The organism is Caballeronia udeis (assembly GCF_001544555.2).
Classification (GTDB): domain Bacteria; phylum Pseudomonadota; class Gammaproteobacteria; order Burkholderiales; family Burkholderiaceae; genus Caballeronia; species Caballeronia udeis.
The window spans coordinates 183,933-203,065 of sequence record NZ_FCOK02000003.1 but is presented as its reverse complement, the minus strand read 5'-3'; the positions used below and the strand labels follow the sequence as shown (position 1 = coordinate 203,065).

Annotated in this window: 18 protein-coding genes; 13 read left to right on the top strand and 5 right to left on the bottom strand. The window is 59.4% G+C overall.

Features of this window, described 5'->3' with window-relative positions:
* Window positions 1-905 precede the first annotated feature (905 nt).
* Window positions 906-1,670: a phytanoyl-CoA dioxygenase family protein gene (locus AWB69_RS03900; RefSeq protein WP_062082329.1), complete on the top strand. Its 765-nt coding sequence runs from the start codon at window positions 906-908 to the stop codon at window positions 1,668-1,670.
* Window positions 1,671-1,708: 38 nt separating this feature from the next.
* On the opposite strand, the gene AWB69_RS03895 is transcribed toward AWB69_RS03900, so the two are convergent.
* Window positions 1,709-1,912: a DUF3185 family protein gene (locus AWB69_RS03895; RefSeq protein WP_062082327.1), complete on the bottom strand. Its 204-nt coding sequence runs from the start codon at window positions 1,910-1,912 to the stop codon at window positions 1,709-1,711.
* A gap of 33 nt (window positions 1,913-1,945) precedes the next feature.
* Window positions 1,946-2,785 (bottom strand): mechanosensitive ion channel family protein, encoded by an 840-nt coding sequence (locus AWB69_RS03890; RefSeq protein WP_062082325.1) that lies wholly within the window; start codon window positions 2,783-2,785, stop codon window positions 1,946-1,948.
* Between the two features lie 269 nt (window positions 2,786-3,054).
* Here AWB69_RS03890 and mgrA point away from each other — a divergent pair, with 269 nt between their 5' ends.
* The 12 genes from mgrA (at window position 3,055) to AWB69_RS03830 (ending at window position 16,955) form a co-directional block, all read left to right on the top strand.
* Window positions 3,055-4,098, top strand: coding sequence for an L-glyceraldehyde 3-phosphate reductase (gene mgrA, locus AWB69_RS03885; protein ID WP_062082323.1), 1,044 nt, complete (start codon window positions 3,055-3,057; stop codon window positions 4,096-4,098).
* Between the two features lie 620 nt (window positions 4,099-4,718).
* Entirely contained in the window at window positions 4,719-5,489 is a 771-nt protein-coding gene (locus AWB69_RS03880) for a ferredoxin--NADP reductase (RefSeq protein WP_047895377.1), read from the top strand.
* 344 nt (window positions 5,490-5,833) lie between these two features.
* Window positions 5,834-7,231, top strand: a complete 1,398-nt coding sequence (locus AWB69_RS03875; protein ID WP_062082321.1) for an amino acid permease — start codon at window positions 5,834-5,836, stop codon at window positions 7,229-7,231.
* Window positions 7,232-7,425: 194 nt separating this feature from the next.
* Entirely contained in the window at window positions 7,426-8,628 is a 1,203-nt protein-coding gene (locus tag AWB69_RS03870; RefSeq protein WP_156528727.1) for a PAAR domain-containing protein, read from the top strand.
* Window positions 8,625-9,239, top strand: a complete 615-nt coding sequence (locus AWB69_RS03865) for a hypothetical protein (RefSeq protein WP_156528726.1) — start codon at window positions 8,625-8,627, stop codon at window positions 9,237-9,239. The genes AWB69_RS03870 and AWB69_RS03865 overlap by 4 nt, the downstream gene beginning before the upstream one ends.
* A 177-nt stretch (window positions 9,240-9,416) precedes the next feature.
* Window positions 9,417-9,893: a (2Fe-2S)-binding protein gene (locus AWB69_RS03860; RefSeq protein ID WP_062082314.1), complete on the top strand. Its 477-nt coding sequence runs from the start codon at window positions 9,417-9,419 to the stop codon at window positions 9,891-9,893.
* A 90-nt stretch (window positions 9,894-9,983) separates the two neighbouring features.
* Window positions 9,984-12,404, top strand: coding sequence for a xanthine dehydrogenase family protein molybdopterin-binding subunit (locus AWB69_RS03855; RefSeq protein WP_062082312.1), 2,421 nt, complete (start codon window positions 9,984-9,986; stop codon window positions 12,402-12,404).
* Between the two features lie 12 nt (window positions 12,405-12,416).
* On the top strand, window positions 12,417-13,217 hold the full coding sequence (locus AWB69_RS03850; RefSeq protein WP_062082310.1) for an FAD binding domain-containing protein: 801 nt from the start codon (window positions 12,417-12,419) through the stop codon (window positions 13,215-13,217).
* Window positions 13,218-13,318: 101 nt separating this feature from the next.
* On the top strand, window positions 13,319-14,206 hold the full coding sequence (locus tag AWB69_RS03845) for an AAA family ATPase (protein ID WP_062082307.1): 888 nt from the start codon (window positions 13,319-13,321) through the stop codon (window positions 14,204-14,206).
* Between the two features lie 6 nt (window positions 14,207-14,212).
* On the top strand, window positions 14,213-15,415 hold the full coding sequence (locus AWB69_RS03840; protein ID WP_062082304.1) for a vWA domain-containing protein: 1,203 nt from the start codon (window positions 14,213-14,215) through the stop codon (window positions 15,413-15,415).
* Window positions 15,406-15,963, top strand: a complete 558-nt coding sequence (locus tag AWB69_RS03835) for a CoxG family protein (protein WP_062082302.1) — start codon at window positions 15,406-15,408, stop codon at window positions 15,961-15,963. The genes AWB69_RS03840 and AWB69_RS03835 overlap by 10 nt, the downstream gene beginning before the upstream one ends.
* Entirely contained in the window at window positions 15,936-16,955 is a 1,020-nt protein-coding gene (locus AWB69_RS03830; protein ID WP_062082299.1) for an XdhC family protein, read from the top strand. Before AWB69_RS03835 ends, AWB69_RS03830 begins: the two co-directional genes overlap by 28 nt.
* Before the next feature lie 50 nt (window positions 16,956-17,005).
* Here the strand turns inward: AWB69_RS03830 and AWB69_RS03825 are convergent, their stop codons facing one another.
* The 3 genes from AWB69_RS03825 to AWB69_RS03820 all read right to left on the bottom strand — a co-directional run bounded on the left by AWB69_RS03825 (window position 17,006) and on the right by AWB69_RS03820 (window position 18,947).
* Complete coding sequence (locus AWB69_RS03825) at window positions 17,006-17,761, bottom strand: glycosyltransferase family 2 protein (protein ID WP_062082296.1); 756 nt, start codon at window positions 17,759-17,761, stop codon at window positions 17,006-17,008.
* A 142-nt stretch (window positions 17,762-17,903) separates the two neighbouring features.
* Window positions 17,904-18,122, bottom strand: coding sequence for a hypothetical protein (locus AWB69_RS47455; protein ID WP_156528725.1), 219 nt, complete (start codon window positions 18,120-18,122; stop codon window positions 17,904-17,906).
* A 99-nt stretch (window positions 18,123-18,221) separates the two neighbouring features.
* Complete coding sequence (locus AWB69_RS03820; protein WP_062082293.1) at window positions 18,222-18,947, bottom strand: PepSY-associated TM helix domain-containing protein; 726 nt, start codon at window positions 18,945-18,947, stop codon at window positions 18,222-18,224.
* Between the last annotated feature and the right edge of the window lie 186 nt (window positions 18,948-19,133).

The window sequence follows — 19,133 nt, the reverse complement described above, 5'->3', positions numbered from 1 at the left end:
TACGCTCAGCGGGCTTTTTTTGACTGTTATCCAGGCGGTTGGACGCCGCCATGTCCGCCGGGCGCAATGCTCCGCTTCATCCGGCGCTCACAGCGGCAAAACCGCGCACGCATAAGTAAAACCAGGTCCAGACCGGGGTTTTGCGCTCGCCAGGAATAATCAGCGGACAGCAAACGCAAACCATCCGTCGCTGGTCGAAAGCCTGCGCGGACGACGGCTTGTCGTATTAATTACACCGGGTGCCAATTTCAATTTGGCTACGGGCGCGCGTAATTGCGCCGGTTTTCGTAATAACGCTTTAAATGCCGCCTGTCGCGATGCCGCCCTTAATCGCAGATTCGAAAAAAATCCGTGAAACCAGGAGCGAATACCATCGACGGGATGGGTTTTCCTGAATTGCCCCGCAAGCAATTGCGTGCGTGTGGAATGATGGCGCAACGCGCGAACAACGCCGCGCCCCGCAGGACGTGCCGCGCGGACGGCGGCACGGGTAAGACGATTCGTGAAACGGATATTCATGGATTTCACAGGCTCGGGGTTGCAATGGCTGCAACCCGACATTAGTCGGATCAAAAAAAGCGTTCAATAGTTTGATCAATTGAGCACAATAAAAGTTGCGAGCTTGAAGCGCGCACTTATTTAATAGATTTTCATCGAAAGGGATTTTCGATGGGCTCTCTCAATGCACGTCGGCAGGTTATAGAACAAATGTTACTGCCGGAAGTCGGCATTTTCCCGCACGGGTGTTCGAGCAAGTGCCCGGCGTCCCGAAACCCGGAGGACGGAGCGCCGCGCGGCCCGGGCGATTTACAATTGATGTATTCGCCCTAATTAGGCGGCTTTCTTACCAATTGTTTACGTAGTGAAGAAGCCCAGCCGGCCAGATGCTTTCCCTGTGAGTCGATATGCCGAATCAATCGAAGTTGGAACAAGTCCGCGCGTTGCGAGAGAACGGCTACGTGGTGGTGCCGGGCCTCGTCACGCCGGAGCGCTGCGAAGCGATGCGCAAGGTGGCGCAGCAGCAGTTGGTAGAAGCCGCGGCGCCGGTGGAGTTCGAGGCCGACCTGCAATATCCCGGCGCACCGAATTCGAAAGACGCGCCCGGCGGCCATACGGTGCGACGGTTGCTCGACGCGTACAGTCGCGATCCACGGTTCGCCGCCTGGGCCGCGTCGCCCGATGTGCGCGGCTGGATGGAGGTGTATTTCGGTGAGGCGCCAACCCTTTCGCGCGCCCATCACAACTGCGTGATGACGAAACATCCCGCTTACGGCAGCCTGACAGGCTGGCATCGCGATGTGCGTTACTGGAACTTCGAGCGGGACGACCTGGTGTCGGCGTGGGTGGCGCTGGGTGACGAGACCGTCGAAAACGGCGCGTTGTGGTTTGTGCCGATGTCGCACAAGTTGCCGTTCACGTCTGAACGTTTCGATAAAGCCAAGTTCTTCCGCTCCGACCTGCCTGAGAACGAAGTGCTGATTCGCAGCGCGGTGTCGCCGAAACTGAATGCAGGAGACGTGGTGTTTTTCCACTGCAACACGCTGCATTCCGCCGGCAAGAATCTCACCGACCAGGTGAAATTCTCGCTGGTCTACACCTATCGTGGCGTCAGCAACCTGCCGTTGCCGGGAACGCGGTCCGCGTCAAAGGAAGATGTGCCGTTGATCTGACGCCCGCGCTTTCAGGCGCCTGAGGGCACCTGAAAGCGTCAGCGCTTGGCCGGAATTGCCAGTCCGATCAACCCGGCCAGCATGGCGACCATGCCGCCGGCGATCAGCCAGATCGTCTTGTTAGTCGGCGAGCCGGTGAAGAAACGCGAGACGTCGTTACTCAGCGAATGGAACGACTGGCCGCCGAAATATAGCAGCACGACGCCGCCTACGATCAGTGCAATGGAAATCGCCTTGGTCATGAAAATCTCTTCTGTGTGCGGACCGCAAGCTTATTAGGCCTGGCCGGGCGCGTCCAGCGCCGCCGCAGTCCCAGGTGCAGATGATTTCGGGGCTGGCTTGATCCCCGGCTTGATCTGGCGCAGCAAGTCCGCCTGGACGTTCGCGTAATCGGTCCGGCTCGTCCAGACGCCGACGTTCAGTTTCACGCCGGTATCGGTGTACTCGGAGACGGCGATCCACGGTTTGGTCTTGTCGTCGTGGACGATGCGCGGATCCGTTTCCACAATCCGATGCAGCGACGCCAACGATTCCTCAATGTCCTGATCCTCCGGAATGATCACGTTCAGCACCACGCGGCGCCGGTCGTTCACGGTGAAATTGGTGACCGGGTTCGCCCAGATCGAGCTGTTCGGCACGAACATGATGACACCGTCGCTTTTAGTCAGACGAGTGGTGAACAGGCCGATTTCGTTGACGGTTCCGGCCGTTGTGCCAATCCCTTCAATGTAGTCGCCGACCTTGAAAGGCCGCAGCAGCAACAGCATCAAACCTGCGGCAATGTTCTGCAAGGTGCCTTGCAACGCGAGTCCGATAGCCAGTCCGGCCGCACCGAGCACGGTCAGGATGCTGGCTGCCGCAACGCCGAATTTGCCCAGCGCCGCAACAATGGCGACCACCCGGATCGCCCATTGCACCAGACTTGCCATCACGGGCGTGAACGTGGCGTCCGCGTTCGTGCGGCCGAGCGCGCGTTTTACCGCGTTCGCCACGCGGTTCGATACCCACCAGCCGACCAGCAAAATCAGGCCGGCCATCAGTACGTTGAATCCGTACGTCACGCCTGCTGTCAGTAAAAAATCGTAGACAGGGCGTAGTTTGTCCAGCGGGTCCATGAAACCTCTCCTCGTTCGAATGAACAGGGTTGGTCCGGGTCCACCCGCGAATCGTTCCCCTTGCTGGCCATTCGGTCGTGTCCCGAATATCGGGATAGCCTTGATTTGTTCGGGTCAAGTTCAACGCGAGGCGGCGCGATTCGCTAACATGACGAACTCGGCGCACGTCAGACGACATGTTCCGCGCGATTGTTGCCTGCCTGCGCCTGGTTAGCGCTCGCACCCGCTCGCACACCCTAATGTCCCTTCACCAATTCGAGGATTCCGTCATGGCTTACGAAGCAGCGTCCGAACGCTATTCGCAGATGGCTTACCGCACCTGTGGCAAGAGCGGCCTGAAGTTGCCGGCGTTGTCGCTGGGTCTTTGGCACAACTTCGGCGACACCACGCCGATCTCCACGCAGCGCGACATCCTGCGCACCGCGTTCGATCTCGGCATTACTCACTTCGATCTGGCGAACAACTACGGCCCCCCGTACGGCAGCGCGGAAACGAATTTTGGACGGTTGTTCAAGGACGATTTCCGGCCGTATCGCGACGAGTTGCTGATTTCGTCGAAGGCGGGTTGGGACATGTGGCCGGGCCCTTACGGGCAGGGCGGCGGATCGCGGAAGTACGTGCTGGCGTCGCTGGATCAGAGCCTGCAGCGCATGGGCCTGGATTACGTCGACATTTTCTATTCGCATCGTTTCGATGCCGACACACCGCTCGAAGAAACCGCCGGTGCGCTCGCGACCGCCGTGCACTCCGGCAAGGCGCTGTACGTGGGCATTTCGTCGTATTCATCGGCTAAAACGCGCGAAATGGCGAAGTTGCTGGCCGAGCATAAAGTGCCGCTGCTGATTCATCAGCCGTCGTACAACATGCTGAACCGGTGGATCGAGGAAGACCTGCTCGACACGCTCGACGAGGTGGGGGCGGGCAGTATCGCGTTCACGCCGCTGGCGCAGGGGCTGCTGACGGGCAAATACCTGAACGGCATTCCCGCCGATGCGCGCGTCAACAAGCCGGGCGGCGGATCGCTCAAGCAGGAGCATTTGAGCGATAAGAATATCGACCATGTGCGCAAGCTCAACGACCTCGCCCAGCGGCGCGGACAGAGCCTCGCGCAAATGGCGCTGGCGTGGGCGTTGCGCGGTGGCCGCGTGACGTCGGTGCTGATCGGTGCGAGCCGTCCGGAACAAGTGACAGAGAACGTCGGCGCGTTGAAGAACCTGGAGTTTTCGAAGGAAGAACTCGCCGAGATCGATCAGCACGCGACGGAAGGCGGGATCAACCTGTGGGAAAAGCCGTCGACGGATCAGCGGGTTTGAATTCCTGAGTTCCTGAGTTCCTGAGTTCTTGATTTCGCAACGATGAGCACATGGAGCGCGGTTATCGCCGCGCTCCCTGACCTGCTGCGTTGCCGGCAAGAAACCCCGCTGGCAATGCCGGCACCAGCACGGTTATCTTCCCGCGTCGCCGAAACCAGCCTGAAGGCAGCAGGGCCTTTGCGTTGCTGCCCGCATGACGTTGTTATCATGCGGACTCCGGAACGTCTTGTTGGTTCGCGATCGAGCCTGTTGTCTGATTTCACGCGCCCTACGCGCCGTTGCCCGGACGAGCCAGTCTGCGGATCGGGCCTATCGGCCGGATATTCCCCTGCAGCGTGTTAAAAACGCGCCTTAAACCCGGAAATCGCGTGTGCGGTAAAATAGCGGATTACGCGTGAGGATGCGGGGAATGCGGAACATTCGCTCCGAGCGCGCGGGTCTTAGCCGCAATCAGCAGCAATCGGCCCGGTTCTCGCGTGTCGCCGGAAATTCCGCTTTAGCATGACGCATTGCTTTCGTTGCGCCTTCGAGGTGTTGTCGCCGGAATCGAGCCCGCGTTTTTACAGCGGCCGCCGGAACGCACTACTGCGCCGCCCTGATTCCGCACTATCCATGAAGCCATGAGCAACCTTAATCCTCAAACCGTTCTAAGCGTCCATCACTGGACCGACACGCTGTTCAGCTTTACTTGCACACGCGATTCCGCGTTCCGTTTCGAAAACGGTCAGTTCACCATGGTCGGCCTGGAAGTCGATGGCAAGCCGCTGCTCCGCGCCTATAGCCTGGCGAGCGCAAATTACGAAGAGCACCTCGAATTTCTCAGCATCAAGGTGCAGGACGGTCCCCTGACATCGCGTCTTCAGCATTTGAAGGTCGGCGATCCGGTGTTGATCGGCAAGAAACCCGTGGGCACGCTGGTCGCCGACAACCTGCTGCCCGGCAAAACGCTGTGGCTGCTGTCGACTGGTACGGGTCTGGCTCCCTTCATGTCGATCATCAAGGACCCGGACGTGTACGACCGTTTCGACAAGATCGTGCTCACGCATACCTGCCGTTTCGTCGATGAACTCGCGTACAAGGACTTCATCACCGAGCACCTTCCGGCGCACGAGCATCTGGGCGAACTGATCCAGGAAAAGCTGGTGTATTACCCGACGGTTACCCGCGAAGAGTTTGCCAATCGCGGCCGGATCACGGACCTGATCGAAACGAAGAAGCTCTTCGCCGATCTGGACGTGGCCCCGTTCTCGGTGGAAAACGACCGAGTGATGCTTTGCGGCAGCCCGCACATGCTGCGCGACACGCGTCAGATCCTCGATGAAATGGGCTTCCAGGAAGGCAGCAATAATCATCCGGGACATTACGTGGTTGAGAAGGCTTTCGTCGGCTGAACTTGGCGTGCCGCCTTGCTGGAAAATGAAAACCGAAGCCCTCGCGCTTCGGTTTTTTTATTGAGCAGTCGGTCAACCCATCGCGATATGCAATTCCGTGTTGCGACAAAACGCTCCAAAAAGCGGCTTCGCCCGCTGACTCCGTTTACAGAAGCTGAACTTATCCAAGATTTGCTCAGATACGCAATTTTTGAACGTTTTCATAAAAATTGCGTTGAAGAAGCGAAGTCAAAATTAGAGTATCTGCAACGTTTTGCGACGCCTCTCCTCTTCTCTCCGATAAAATCCCGGGTTTTCCAATCGATTTGGCGCACTGTGCCCGAGGTTTGAGGAGTCACCCGTTCATGTCCCTGTTCCGCAAGAAAAGCATCGAGCACATGCTCGCCGGCGCGCAACGCGCCGGACTCAAAAAAACGCTGGGGGCGCTCGATCTGACGTTTCTGGGTGTCGGCGCGATTATCGGCACGGGGATTTTCGTGCTCACCGGGACCGGCGCGGTTCAAGCCGGTCCGGCGCTGATGGTGTCGTTTATTCTCGCGGCCATTGCGTGCGGGCTCGCGGCGCTTGCGTATGCGGAGTTTGCATCGACAATTCCCGTAGCCGGGTCCATCTACACGTATTCGTACGCCACGCTCGGCGAACTGGCCGCGTGGGTTATCGGCTGGGATCTGATGCTGGAATACGGGCTGGCGACCTCCGCCGTGTCGGTCGGCTGGTCGGGTTATCTCCAGTCGCTGCTGTCAGGCTTTGGCATTGGGCTGCCCACGATACTAACGGCCGCTCCCGGCGCCGTGCCCGGACATTTCACGTTGTTCAACCTGCCCGCATTTCTCGTGATGATGGTGATTACGTCGCTGTTGTCGATCGGGATCAAGGAATCAGCGCGCGTGAACAACGTGATGGTCGCGATCAAGGTCGCGGTCGTGCTGATGGTGATTGGCGTTGGCGTGTTCCACGTCACGCCCGCGAACTGGCATCCGTTCATGCCGAATGGCTGGAATGGCGTATTCGGCGCGGCAGCCGTGATGTTCTTTGCGTTTATCGGTTTCGACTCGGTGTCGTCGGCGGCCGAAGAAGTGAAGAATCCTAAACGCGATCTGCCAATCGGGATTATTTCGTCACTCGCTGTATGTGCCGTGCTTTATGTGGCGGTGGCGGCGGTGGTGACGGGTATTGTCCCGGCGGCGCAGTTCGCCAATATCTCGCATCCGGTGTCGTACGCGTTGCAGGTCGTAGGGCAAAACTGGGTCGCGGGTTTCATCGATCTGGGCGCGGTGCTCGGCATGCTGACCGTGATCCTGGTAATGAGCTATGGCCAGACTCGCATTATCTACGCGATGTCCCGCGATGGCCTGCTGCCCGCACGTCTGTCGAAGGTCCATCCGAAGTACGGCACGCCGTTCTTTACGACTTGGCTCGTGGGCCTGTTCTTCGGGCTGATCGGCGCGCTCGTGCCGCTGAACGTGCTGGCTGAACTGATCAATATTGGCACGCTGGCGGCGTTTTCGATGGTGTCTATTGCCGTGCTGATTCTGCGCCGCACGCACCCCGATATGCCGCGGGCGTTCCGTTGCCCGGGCGTGCCGGTCGTGCCGGTGCTCGCCGTCCTGGCTTGCCTGTTCCTGATGCTGAATCTGCAAGCCGTGACGTGGATTGCGTTCGTGGTATGGCTGGCAATCGGGCTGGCGATCTATTTCGGCTACTCGCGCTGGCACTCGAAACTGGGCCGCGAGGTGGAGTGATACGTCGGGGTTGAACTGAGCCGTTTAGCCTGTCGCGCATATAGAAGGGCATGCATTGGAGCACACGTACACATCGTGCGCTGCAACCTGATGCAGTCTTAAGCCGTCGAAGGCCGTTCCAACGTGAGTTGAAACGGCCTTCGCATTTCTCTTCGCTATCCTTCGCCTTTTTCGTTTCACGACAACTTTAGGACTTGTCTGATTCACCTGTGGAAGCAGTGGTCGTTAAAAACCATGGGTTGAATCCAATAAAAGGCAAAGAACCTGTGAGACGAAATTATCTTAAGTTTGGTGATAAAGCGGATAACGGCGCAACAATCATAGAAGGTATAGATAAGGTCAATTACGGCGGTGTGTACCTGACTTATCTCTACGCGAAAGTCCGCTGTCCCGTTTGCAATACCATCGGCACTATTGTTCCATCGGGGCCACGTCGTCCCGGGAAGTGGATGGGCAGGGAGCCCGCCTTACACCACGATCTCTGCGCCTGTGAATGCGATCCCAAACCGCATTTGATCTCTTCGCAGAGCGGCATGTTTATGTCGTTCGAAGCTCAAGAGTTAGCCGCAATGGGCTTTTCGCCGACGGGCACGCCGCTGCCAAAATCGTTGCTGCCTGCGGGACTGCCGGAACAGGATCTAGCTGAATCTACCGACAACAATCCGGCAAGCGGCCCTAGCGGCCAACCGGCAACCGATTGTTCGTATCTCGATGGTTCAAAGAGCCGAATCGATGCGCCGCCAGCTTTTTACGTCTCAAAAAATGCTGTGACGTTGTCATCGGGAAGGCCAGTTCAAGCTGACTTCCCGGCGGGCGGTAAAGCTGCCGCAACGCAATACGATGCGAAGATCGACGGTAAGCAGATTCCGATCTTCGTGCCGACTCGCCCCCCCGCGGACGGCTTACCGATGATCGGCGAACGCCAACTCGCGAAGGCGCTGGAAAAGTTGCCGCAGCAGAACTTGGAAAATATCGGTCAAGTCACGACCAATTCGAGTCCAAATCCTGAAGACGCGATCTGGCAGCGCGATTATGGGCAAGCAGACTTCTCATCGGCGGCGACCGCCAGCCTCAAACAAGGCGTTGCGTTCTATCCGTGGGCCGCGTGGAAGGGACAAGGCGAAATTCCGCAGCGATACATCGACAGCACGATGTTCCACGAGACAGGACATCAGGTGAGCGAGGCACTTTGGAAGGATCCCGCAATGAAGCAACGTTTTGAGGACGCGATTGCAAGCGATGGAAAGGCACCGTCGCAATACGCGAGACGGAACGCGAACGAAGACTTTGCTGAATCGGGAAACATGTATTGGTCGAGCAAAGGAACGCCTTGTGAGGCAGAGGGGCGGAAGCGGTATCCGGCCAGATTTGCCTACTTCGATTCAGTTAGCAAATGACGAAACTGGTCGCGTTAACGATTGCCCTGGCGACATCGATCGTGCTCGGCGCCGGATGCTCGACACAAACAGAAGGAAAGGTAATGCCAAAAGATTTTTCGCTGGAAGGGTTTCAGCCGGCAACTTTGCCGCACCCCGGCGCCATTACATTTATCGAGTCGTGGAACGACATTCCCAAGCGAAAAAGTGCTGATGAATATCCCGACTCGTTCAAATTTCTTTGCCTGGACGAGAACGAGAAGGAGGTTTCTCGTGACAAAGCGAAGTGGTGCATCCCTATAGTGGAATTCGATATTTTTTCTGTGGATGACAACGGAAAGTCAGTTCCTTTTAAAGAGGCATCCTCCATTTCGATAACGGCGTATGGACCCGGTCATCGATTTGTCCGCTCTCTGTCGACTGCGCCGCGCCCCCCATCGCCCGCTCCGAAGTCCGGCTCAGGAAATGCTGTGCCACCTGGGGATATTGGCGACGCTTCTCGAACTGCCTCTGTGTCGGATACCGCTCCGCAGAAATCGGGCCCACTGACTTCCCCGTCCTTTGGCACCAAGCTGGACAAAACGCGGATGCCATTCCGGGAAAGGCTCAAAAGGACGATTTTCGACATTTAACCCGTCCCCACCCCACCTTTAGCCCAATAGCGACCGTCTTCATTTTGTGCTTTACTCATTGCTACAACAAATAAACACGAACCCAGCCAGACACTCACACTCGTGAAGTCCGCAAGGCCAGTGAAACAAAAGCGGTGAGTGAGCTTCGGCTGTTTATCCTCCGAAGGAGACAGAAGTATGGCACTCAGCATCAGTCTGACGGTCAACGGCAAAGCCGTCACCGCCACCGTCGAACCCCATATCCTGCTAGTCCAGTTTCTCCGTGAGGAGTTGGGTCTCACGGGCACGCATGTCGGCTGCGACACCGCCCAGTGCGGCGCGTGCACGGTCCACCTGGATGGCCGCGCGATCAAGTCGTGCAACATCCTTGCCGTGCAGGCCGACGGATCGTCGGTGACGACAATCGAGGGAATCGCGAAGGATGGCGAACTCCACCCCATGCAAGCGGCGTTCAAGGAGTGCCACGGGCTGCAGTGCGGTTTCTGTACACCCGGCATGGTGATGAGCGCGACCTCCCTCGCCGCGCAAAAGCCCGATCTCACCGAAGCCGATGTCCGCGAACAACTTGACGGCAACCTCTGCCGATGTACGGGGTATCACAACATCGTGAAAGCGATAGTGCAGGGCGCGCAAGCCATGAAGGCGTCGCCCTGAGCCGCCGCCCGCGCTTCAACTGAAGCTGTAACGAAGCCGCACTCACCTTTCCGATAAAGATGAAGATTCGCGCCTGAACAGGAGTCCGCGATGAACGCCCCCGAGACACCCGATACCCATCACATGATTGGCGCCGCCATTAGACGCAAGGAAGACTATCGCTTCCTGACGGGCAACGGCCAGTACACCGACGACGTCGTCCTCCCGCGCCAAACCTATGGCGTCTTCCTGCGCTCGCCGTACGCGCACGCGACGATCCGCAGCATCGACATCACGGCCGCGAAAGAAGCGCCCGGCGTCGTCGCGATCTTCACCGGCGCGGACATGGCCGGCGAGAGCGTCGGCGGACTGCCGTGCGGCTGGCTGATCCACAACATCGACGGCAAGCCGATGAACGAACCGCCGCACCCCGTGATGGCGCATACGAAAGTGCGCCACGTGGGCGACCAGGTGGCGTTGATCATCGCGGAATCGGTGAAGGAAGCGAAGGACGCGATCGAGTTGATCGAGGTGGACTACGACGTGCTGCCGGCTGTCGTCGATACCGCCACCGCCGCGGACCCCGGCCAGCCGCAAGTCCACGATGAAGCGCCGAACAACCTCTGCTACACCTGGGGCCACGGCGATAAAGCCGCCACCGACGCCGCCTTCGCCAAAGCCGCGCATGTGACCACGCTGGACATTGTGAACCAGCGCCTGGTGCCGAACGCGATCGAGCCGCGCGCCGTGAACGCGAGTTATTCGAAGTCCGACGACAGTTACACGGTGTACGTCGCGAACCAGAATCCGCACGTCGAGCGTTTGTTGATGGCGGCGTTCGTGTTGTCCTTGCCCGAGTCGAAGCTAAGGATCATTGCGCCGGACGTGGGCGGCGGGTTCGGCTCGAAGATTTATCTGTATGCGGAAGATGTGGCGTTGACGTGGGCGTCGAAGAAAGTCCGGCGGCCGATCAAGTGGACATGCGAGCGCTCGGAAGCTTTTCTCTCCGATGCCCACGGCCGCGATCACGTGACGAAAGCCGAACTCGCGTTGGACGCCGACGGCAAGTTCCTCGGCCTGCGCGTGCACACGACGGCCAACATGGGCGCGTATTTGTCGACGTTCGCGTCCGCGATTCCGACCATCCTCTACGCCACGCTGCTCGCCGGCCAATACGCCACGCCCGCGATCTATGCCGAGGTGAAAGCGGTCTTCACGAACACGGTTCCCGTCGATGCCTATCGCGGCGCCGGACGTCCCGAGGCGACGTATGTGCTGGAACGTATTGTGGAGACGGCGGCGCGCGAGATGAACATAGATCCGGCGGAATTGCGGCGGCGCAACTTCATCCGTTCGTGGCCGTACGCCACGCCGGTTGGCCTGACCTACGATTCCGGTGATTATTCGGCGTTGCTCGACCGTGCGATGGAAATCGCCGATGTGAAAGGGTTCGCTGCGCGACGCGAGGAATCGAAGAAAAACGGCAAGCTGCGCGGACTGGGATATTCCTGCTACATCGAGGCGTGCGGGCTGGCGCCATCGAACCTGGCGGGCGCGTTGGGCGCGCGGGCGGGCTTGTTCGAAGCTGGCGAAATCCGTGTGCATCCCACGGGTTCCGTCACCGTGTTCACCGGCTCGCATAGCCACGGGCAAGGGCACGAAACCACGTTCGCGCAAGTGGTGGCGGACCGGCTGGGGGTATCGATGGACAACATCGAGATCGTCCACGGCGACACCGGCCGGATTCCTTTCGGCATGGGCACGTACGGCTCGCGGTCCATCGCGGTGGGCGGCTCGGCGATCATGAAAGCGCTCGACAAGATCGAGGACAAGGCCAAGAAGATCGCGGCGCATTTGCTGGAGGCATCGGCGGAAGATATTGAGTTCAAGGACGGCATTTTCCGCGTGGCGGGCACCGACCGGACGAAGGCGTTCGCGGAGGTATCGCTGGCGGCTTACGTGCCGCACAACTTCCCGCTCGACAAGCTCGAACCAGGCCTTAACGAAAATGCGTTCTACGATCCGAGCAACTTCACGTATCCGTCGGGCGCGTATTTGTGCGAAGTGGAAGTCGATCAGGACACCGGCGAAACGCGCATCCAGAAGTTCACCGCTGTGGATGATTTCGGCAACATCATCAATCCGATGATCGTCGAAGGCCAGGTGCATGGCGGGATCGGGCAGGGCATTGGCCAGGCCATGCTGGAGCGCGCCGTGTATGACAACGAGAGCGGCCAGTTGATGTCCGGTTCGTTCATGGACTATGCGATGCCGCACGCGTCCGACCTGCCGAACTTCGATGTGGAAACCGCGAAAGGGACGCCATGCGTGCATAACCCGCTGGGGGTAAAAGGCTGCGGCGAAGCGGGCGCGATCGGCTCGCCGCCGGCGGTGATCAACGCGATCATCGATGCGCTTTCGCCGCTCGGTGTGACCGACCTGCAGATGCCTGCCACGCCGCATCGCGTATGGGCTGCGATGCATGCCGCCGCCGATGCTTCTGCCGCTCGTGGCACTTCGACTCCCGCTTGAGAGGACTTCGACATGTACTCATTCGATTATCAACGGCCTGACAAGTCCGACGCAGCGGTGGCGTTTCTCAAGCAGCACGACGACGCCAAATATCTCTCGGGCGGGCAGAGTTTGCTGCCGACCATGCGCTTGCGGCTTGCGCAGCCATCGGCGCTGGTGGATGTGACGCGGATCGGTTCGATGAAGGACATCACCGTGACGGGCGACAAAGTGACCATTGGCGGAGCGGTTTGTCATGCACAGGTTGCGGCGAATCCCGAGGTGCAACGTGCGTTGCCGGGGCTGGCTGATCTTGCCGGCCATATTGGCGACCGGCAGGTTCGGGAGCGCGGGACGATTGGCGGATCGCTCGCCAACGATGATCCGGCGGCGTGTTATCCGGCGGCTGTGCTGGCGTTGAACGCGACCATTGTGACGGACAGGCGGCGCATTGCCGCCGATGACTTTTTCCTTGGCATGTATGAGACGGCCTTGGAGCCGGACGAGCTGATTACATCGGTTGAGTTTCCGATTGCCGAGCGCGCCGGGTACGAGAAGTTTCGGAATCCTGCGTCGCACTTTGCGTTGGTCGGGGTGTTTGTTGCGAAGCACGCCGGCGGTGTGAGGGTGGCGATCACGGGCGCGGCAGCGTGCGTGTTTCGGGCTTCCGAACTTGAGGATGCTTTATCAAAGGATTTCTCGGTTGCGTCGGCGCGCGGCACATCGATTTCCGCCAATACGCTCAACGACGATATGCACGCGAGTGCCGAGTATCGGGCGCATTTGATCCCGATTCTTGCCGGGAGGGCGGTCGATCGGGCCAATGCGTTTTAGCGTTTCGTTCGCCCCCGGTTTTTTGCTCGCGCCGATGAACGCGCTGGGGTTCTCCCGGCGCGAGCGAAATAAACACTGACCTATCCAGACCCAGGAACCTCATGGACCCGGCATCCATCGACGAAACCCTCGTCGCGCTGAGCGGGCAGCAATACTTCGCCAGCCGTGAACTCGCAACGGGGCTTTTCCTTGCGTTGAAAATGCAGCGCCCGCTTTTCCTCGAGGGCGAACCGGGCGTCGGCAAGACCGAGCTGGCAAAAGCGGCCGCCGGTGTCCTCGGCACGCAAATGCTGCGGCTGCAATGCTATGAAGGGCTCGACACCGCCAGCGCACTCTACGAATGGGACTACCCGCGCCAGATCATGGCGCTGCGGCTTGCTGAGGCGGCCGGCGAACAACCATCGAACGATTCGCTCTATAAAAGCGAATTCCTCCTCAAGCGCCCGCTGCTGCAGGCACTTATGCCGGACCCGTTGAATCCGGCCGCTCAACGCGTACTGCTAATCGATGAAATCGATCGCGCCGATGAACCGTTCGAAGCTTTCCTGCTTGAGTTGCTGTCGGATTTCCAGGTATCGATTCCCGAGTATGGAACCGTGCGCGCTGAACGGCCGCCGCTGGTCGTGATGACGTCGAACCGCACGCGCGAGGTTCACGACGCGCTCAAGCGGCGCTGTTTATATCAATGGATCGGCTATCCGGCCCGCGATGTGGAACTGCAAATAGTCGCTGCACGCGCGCCCGAAGCCAGCGCGGACGTGCAGGCGCGAGCCGTGGCGTTTGTGCATCGGCTGAGGACGCTCGACCTGTTCAAGGCGCCGGGCGTGGCGGAAACCATCGACTGGTGCCGTGCGCTGGCGGCGCTTTCCGTCAGCGAACTCGATCCTCAGTCGGTGCAGGACACGCTTGGCGTGCTGCTGAAGTACCAGGACGATCTCGCACGCGTGGACGCCGCCGAAATCGCGCAGTGCCTCGCCGCACCGGCCTGAACGAACATGGAAACGCCAACGCTTGCCCATAACGTTGTGCATTTCGTGCGATTGCTGCGCGGCGCGGGCCTCGCGATGTCGCCGGCGCACAGCGTCGACGCGCTCGAAGCGTTGCGCTGGATCGACATTACCCGTCGCGACGATGTCCGAGCGGCGCTCGCCGCGCTGCTTGTTCATGCGCCCGATGAGCGCGAACTCTTCCACCAGGCCTTCGATCTTTTCTGGCGCGATCCGGATTGGGAAGGGAAATTGCGCGCGATGTTGCTGCCGAAAGTGACGAATGGCGTGCCGCCGCCCAAACGCAACAACCGTCTCGCCGATGCCCTCGCCGCACGGGCAGCTGCATTGAAGCCGGCGAACCAGCAGCGGGACAACGTTGAACATCTCCACGCGCGCATCACGTTCAGCGCGCAGGAGCGCCTGAGCCATCGCGATTTCGACACGCTTACATCCGACGAATGGCGCGCGCTTCGACATCAAATTCGTTCGCATAGAATGCCGCTTGCCACGGAGCCGACACGGCGTTTAAAAACTGCGTCGCACGGCACGCATGCCGATTTGCGCGCCAGCGCCCGCAGCGCCGTGCGCTCGGGCGGCGACTGGACCACGTGGAAATACAAGAAAGTGGTTGAACGCCGCCCACCGCTTGTCCTGCTGCTCGACATTTCCGGGTCGATGAGCGCGTATTCCCGAGCTGTGCTTTACTTCTGCCATGCATTGCTGCAATCGCGTGAACGCCTGCAGGTTTTCCTGTTCGGCACGCGCCTGACCAACGCCACGCGGGCGTTACGCGAACGCGATCCCGACGTCGCGATTGCCGCGATCTCCGATCAGGTGGTCGACTGGTCGGGCGGCACGCGGATCGGTGCGGCGCTGGCTGAATTCAACCGGCGTTGGGCGCGGCGTGTGCTCAACGGCCGCGCGACGGTTTTGTTTGTCACGGACGGACTCGATCACGAAGCAATCGACGTCCTGGATACCGAAATGCTGCGCCTGAGGCGCTTTGCGCATCGGCTGGTGTGGCTCAATCCGTTGCTTCGGTACGCCGATTTCACGCCACGCGCCCGGGGCGTGCGGGCGATCCTGCCGCATGTCGACGCAATGCTTGCGGCTCACAACCTCGACAGCCTGAACGCTGTCGGCCGGGAGCTGGCGGCGGTGACGCGTCGTGCGGACCGGAAATCAGCCGGAGACACGTCATGGAATTGACCGAAACGCATAATCTGCCGGTGCCGCAGAATGTCGCGTGGGAAGCGCTGAACGATACTGAAATACTGCGCGCGTGCATTCCAGGTTGCGAAAGCATAGAAGCCGATGGCGAAAACGCGTATGTGGTGGCCATGACGGCGTCGGTGGGGCCGGTGAAAGCGAAATTCAAAGGGCGCATGAATTTGGTGGACATCGACGCGCCGCACACGTACACCATCGTGTTCGAAGGACAGGGCGGGACGGCCGGTTTCGGCAAGGGCCAGGCGAAGGTGAACCTGGAACCGGGCGAGAATACGGACTCAACCACATTGTCTTACACGGCGAATGCGCAAGTGGGCGGCAAGCTCGCGCAGATCGGCTCGCGGCTGGTGGATGGCGCGGCCAGGAAGATTGCCGGGGAATTTTTCAAGCGCTTCAGTGCGCAGTTGACGCAGAATGACGAGCCCGCCGGTGAGCCAGAGGGCGATTCCGATGCGGCGGCCGCCGACGGCGCAGGTGAAGGGAAGAAGAGGAAAAGATCATGGACAGCGTGGATCTCGAAGTCCTGAGAAACAGTGCTCGATGGCTCGAACGCGGGCATCGCGTGTTGCTGGTGACTGTCGTCAAGACGTGGGGCTCGTCGCCGCGGCCGGAAGGCGCGATGCTCGCCGTGCGCGATGACGGCGCGGTGATGGGATCAGTGTCGGGCGGGTGCATTGAAGACGACTTGATCGAGCGCGTCAGGCAACGCGGTATTGAGCAGACGAAGCCCGAGAGCGTGAAATACGGCATTTCGGCGGAGGAAGCGCACCGGTTCGGACTGCCTTGCGGCGGGACTATTCAACTGGTGCTTGAACCGCTGTCGATGGCGAGCGGTATTGCTGAATTGTGCGATGCCGTTCTTGCCGGACGGCTGGTGACACGCACGCTCGATATGAACAACGGGGCGGTCAAGTTGGAGCCGGCGCAGGCAACGGATGGCGTGACCTTCGATGAAACGACCTTGTCGACCATTCACGGGCCGCGGTATCGAATGCTCGTGATCGGCGCGGGACAGTTGTCGCGGTATTTATGCAGTATTGCGGTCGGGCTGGATTATCACGTGACGGTTTGCGACCCGCGCGAGGAGTACACGGACGAGTGGGATGTCCCGGGCACGAAGATCGTGCGCACCATGCCCGACGATACCGTGATGGAAATGAACCTCGATGAGCGCTGTGCGGTGATTGCGCTGACACACGATCCGAAGCTGGACGATCTGGCGTTGATGGAGGCGTTGAAGACGCCTGCGTTTTATGTCGGCGCGTTGGGATCGCGGAAGAATAACGCGGCGCGCCGCGAGCGGCTGAAGGAGTTCGATCTCTCCGATGCCGAGTTGTCGCGCCTGCATGGGCCGGTGGGAATTTATATTGGCAGCAGGACGCCGCCCGAGATTGCGGTGTCCATTCTCGCTGAAGTGACGGCGGCTAAAAACGGTGTTTCGTTGCCGACTATTCTGCAGGTCGAAGGAGCGAAGGCGGCGCGTGAGCTTGAAGGGACGGGCGAGGTTTGCGGGATCTAGATTGATGCAGCATTGCCGCGCTTGAGGCATCAGCGCGGCGTTCGTGGACGTCAGGCCACTTTGCCGTTGAGTCGCATGGACTGAAGGTATTGACCTGATACCTCTGACGCGCCGTAATGGACCACCGTCTGGTCAATCAACGCCCAAATCGATAATCCCGCCTGGCGCGCGCGGATGCAGAACGACACGTCTTCACCCAGATAAACGCCGTCTTCTTCAATCGTTTCGAAGAACCCGTAGAACTTGCCGCTGGGTAACAGCGACTCATATTGTTTCGGCGGCGAGTAGCATTCTGAAAAGGGTTTCGTTACCTCAAACGCTTCTCGCTGCGCCAGGAAAACGCCGGTACCAATATGCCGCGCTTCAGCCAATCCATTCACGAAATCAAGATCTCCGTCCGCATTCGTAATGGGCGCAAACGTGTAGTCGGCATGCTTTTCCAGCCATTGACGCATGGAGAGGCCGGAATCGGCGGGCGCTATAGAACGATCCAGATCGAAACGTCTGAACGGATAGGCAACGCCCGAGAGGGTTTTGTTCGCAGCCAAAAGCCTGAGGACGGCTTGGGCAGGAAACTTCATGTCGGTATCGAGGAAAAGCAGATGAGTGACTTCAGGCCGGCTCAGGAAATAATTCGCGAAGAAGTTGCGCGCGCGAATGATTTGGGACGACGCGACGTGCAACGTCTCGTACGTCGCGCCGGAATTGGTCAATGCGTGAGTCAAGTCCAGTAGAGAGAAGGCGAAATTGATGTGCACTTCTTCGCTGTAAGTGGGCAGGCAAATGAGGACGTGGGGGTGGGGCATGGGAGGTGTCCGTATGGGAGTGGTTGAGTTTGCGCTTGGTCAACGGAGAGGGGTATGGCTGCGATTGTAAAAAAGTTAGTAATGCAAAGAGTTATCCAAAATGTTGCAACTACTCAGGAAATACTCCGGCATCACTAATCAACTAAATGATGACAATGCGATCGCTGATTTCACGGACTACCGCGAAAATTGTCCACGGGTTGAATGCGGCCCTTAGTGTGGTCACGATCTTAATCGCGGCAGCGGCTTGCAAGCCCGGATCGAAGGTAATAATTTGATGCATCGAAGTTCTTTCTGATTGGGCTTCGTGCACAGGATGTTTTTGTTCATGCAGTGCGGATATCGGCTGCAGCGCCGTCAACCATCATGGGCGCGTAATCTGCATCCGTTCAAAAACAAAAAACCCCGCATCACCGCGGGGTCCGTCTTCAAACACAAGTGCTCGCAACGAAGCGCCGCGTTACATCAACCCCATCCAAACCATCGCGACAATCGACGCCATCACGATCACCGCGCCCACGGTCTTGCGTTTATTCAGCTCGGTCCACAGCAACACGCCTGTCAGCGACAGCAGGATAATGCTGCCCGCCAGCGTATCGATGAGCAGCACCCAGCCCACGCTCAATCCCACGCCTTTGTGCAAATTGGCCATGGTCGCGAGAAAACTGTTGTCGGTGCGTTTCACGGATACGAACCCGTTCCCCACCCAGTATTCCGCCGCGACCGACCCGCCTGGTGACGCCACCGCCACGGTCCACAACTCCGGCTGCATCGTCTTCTGATCACCCCAGCCCACCGGGTGCGCCGCTTCACGTTTCGGCCGGCCGATATTGCCGTCCAGCTTGAGTTCCTGCTTGAGCCACTTGCCGAGTTCCATTGGCGACTTGAGACCGTGTGCGGGCACGGCCATTTGCATCTGCGACACCTGCGGTTCTCCGGTCGAAACCTTCAACGGTCCTGCCCGATGGTTCAGCAAGAAACCGGTCGTGCCGAACAAGAGCCCGAGCACGGCGCCCCACAAGCCGACCCAGCCATGCACCTTGCGCAGCCATTTCACGAAAGTCGCGCGGCGCGAGCGCTGTTTGCGGGCATTGAGTTCGGCCTTGTCGATGGGGCGGCCGCTGCGCGGCGCATAAGGCATGGTGGTCACGTTGGACGCGGGTTCAAAGGTTTCAGGCGCGTTCACGCGTCTCTCCAGGGCATGGCAGATAAGGGGATGCTGCGGATGGATTTCTCACCGATACGGTCAAACAGGTGGCCAACAAGCGCACCGGCAGAGTCAGGCTTTCAAATGATAATGGTTATCATTACATGATCATTGAAAATCTTCAATAGCCGCGTTACGCGGCCGGCGCAGGGGGCGCCGACCAAT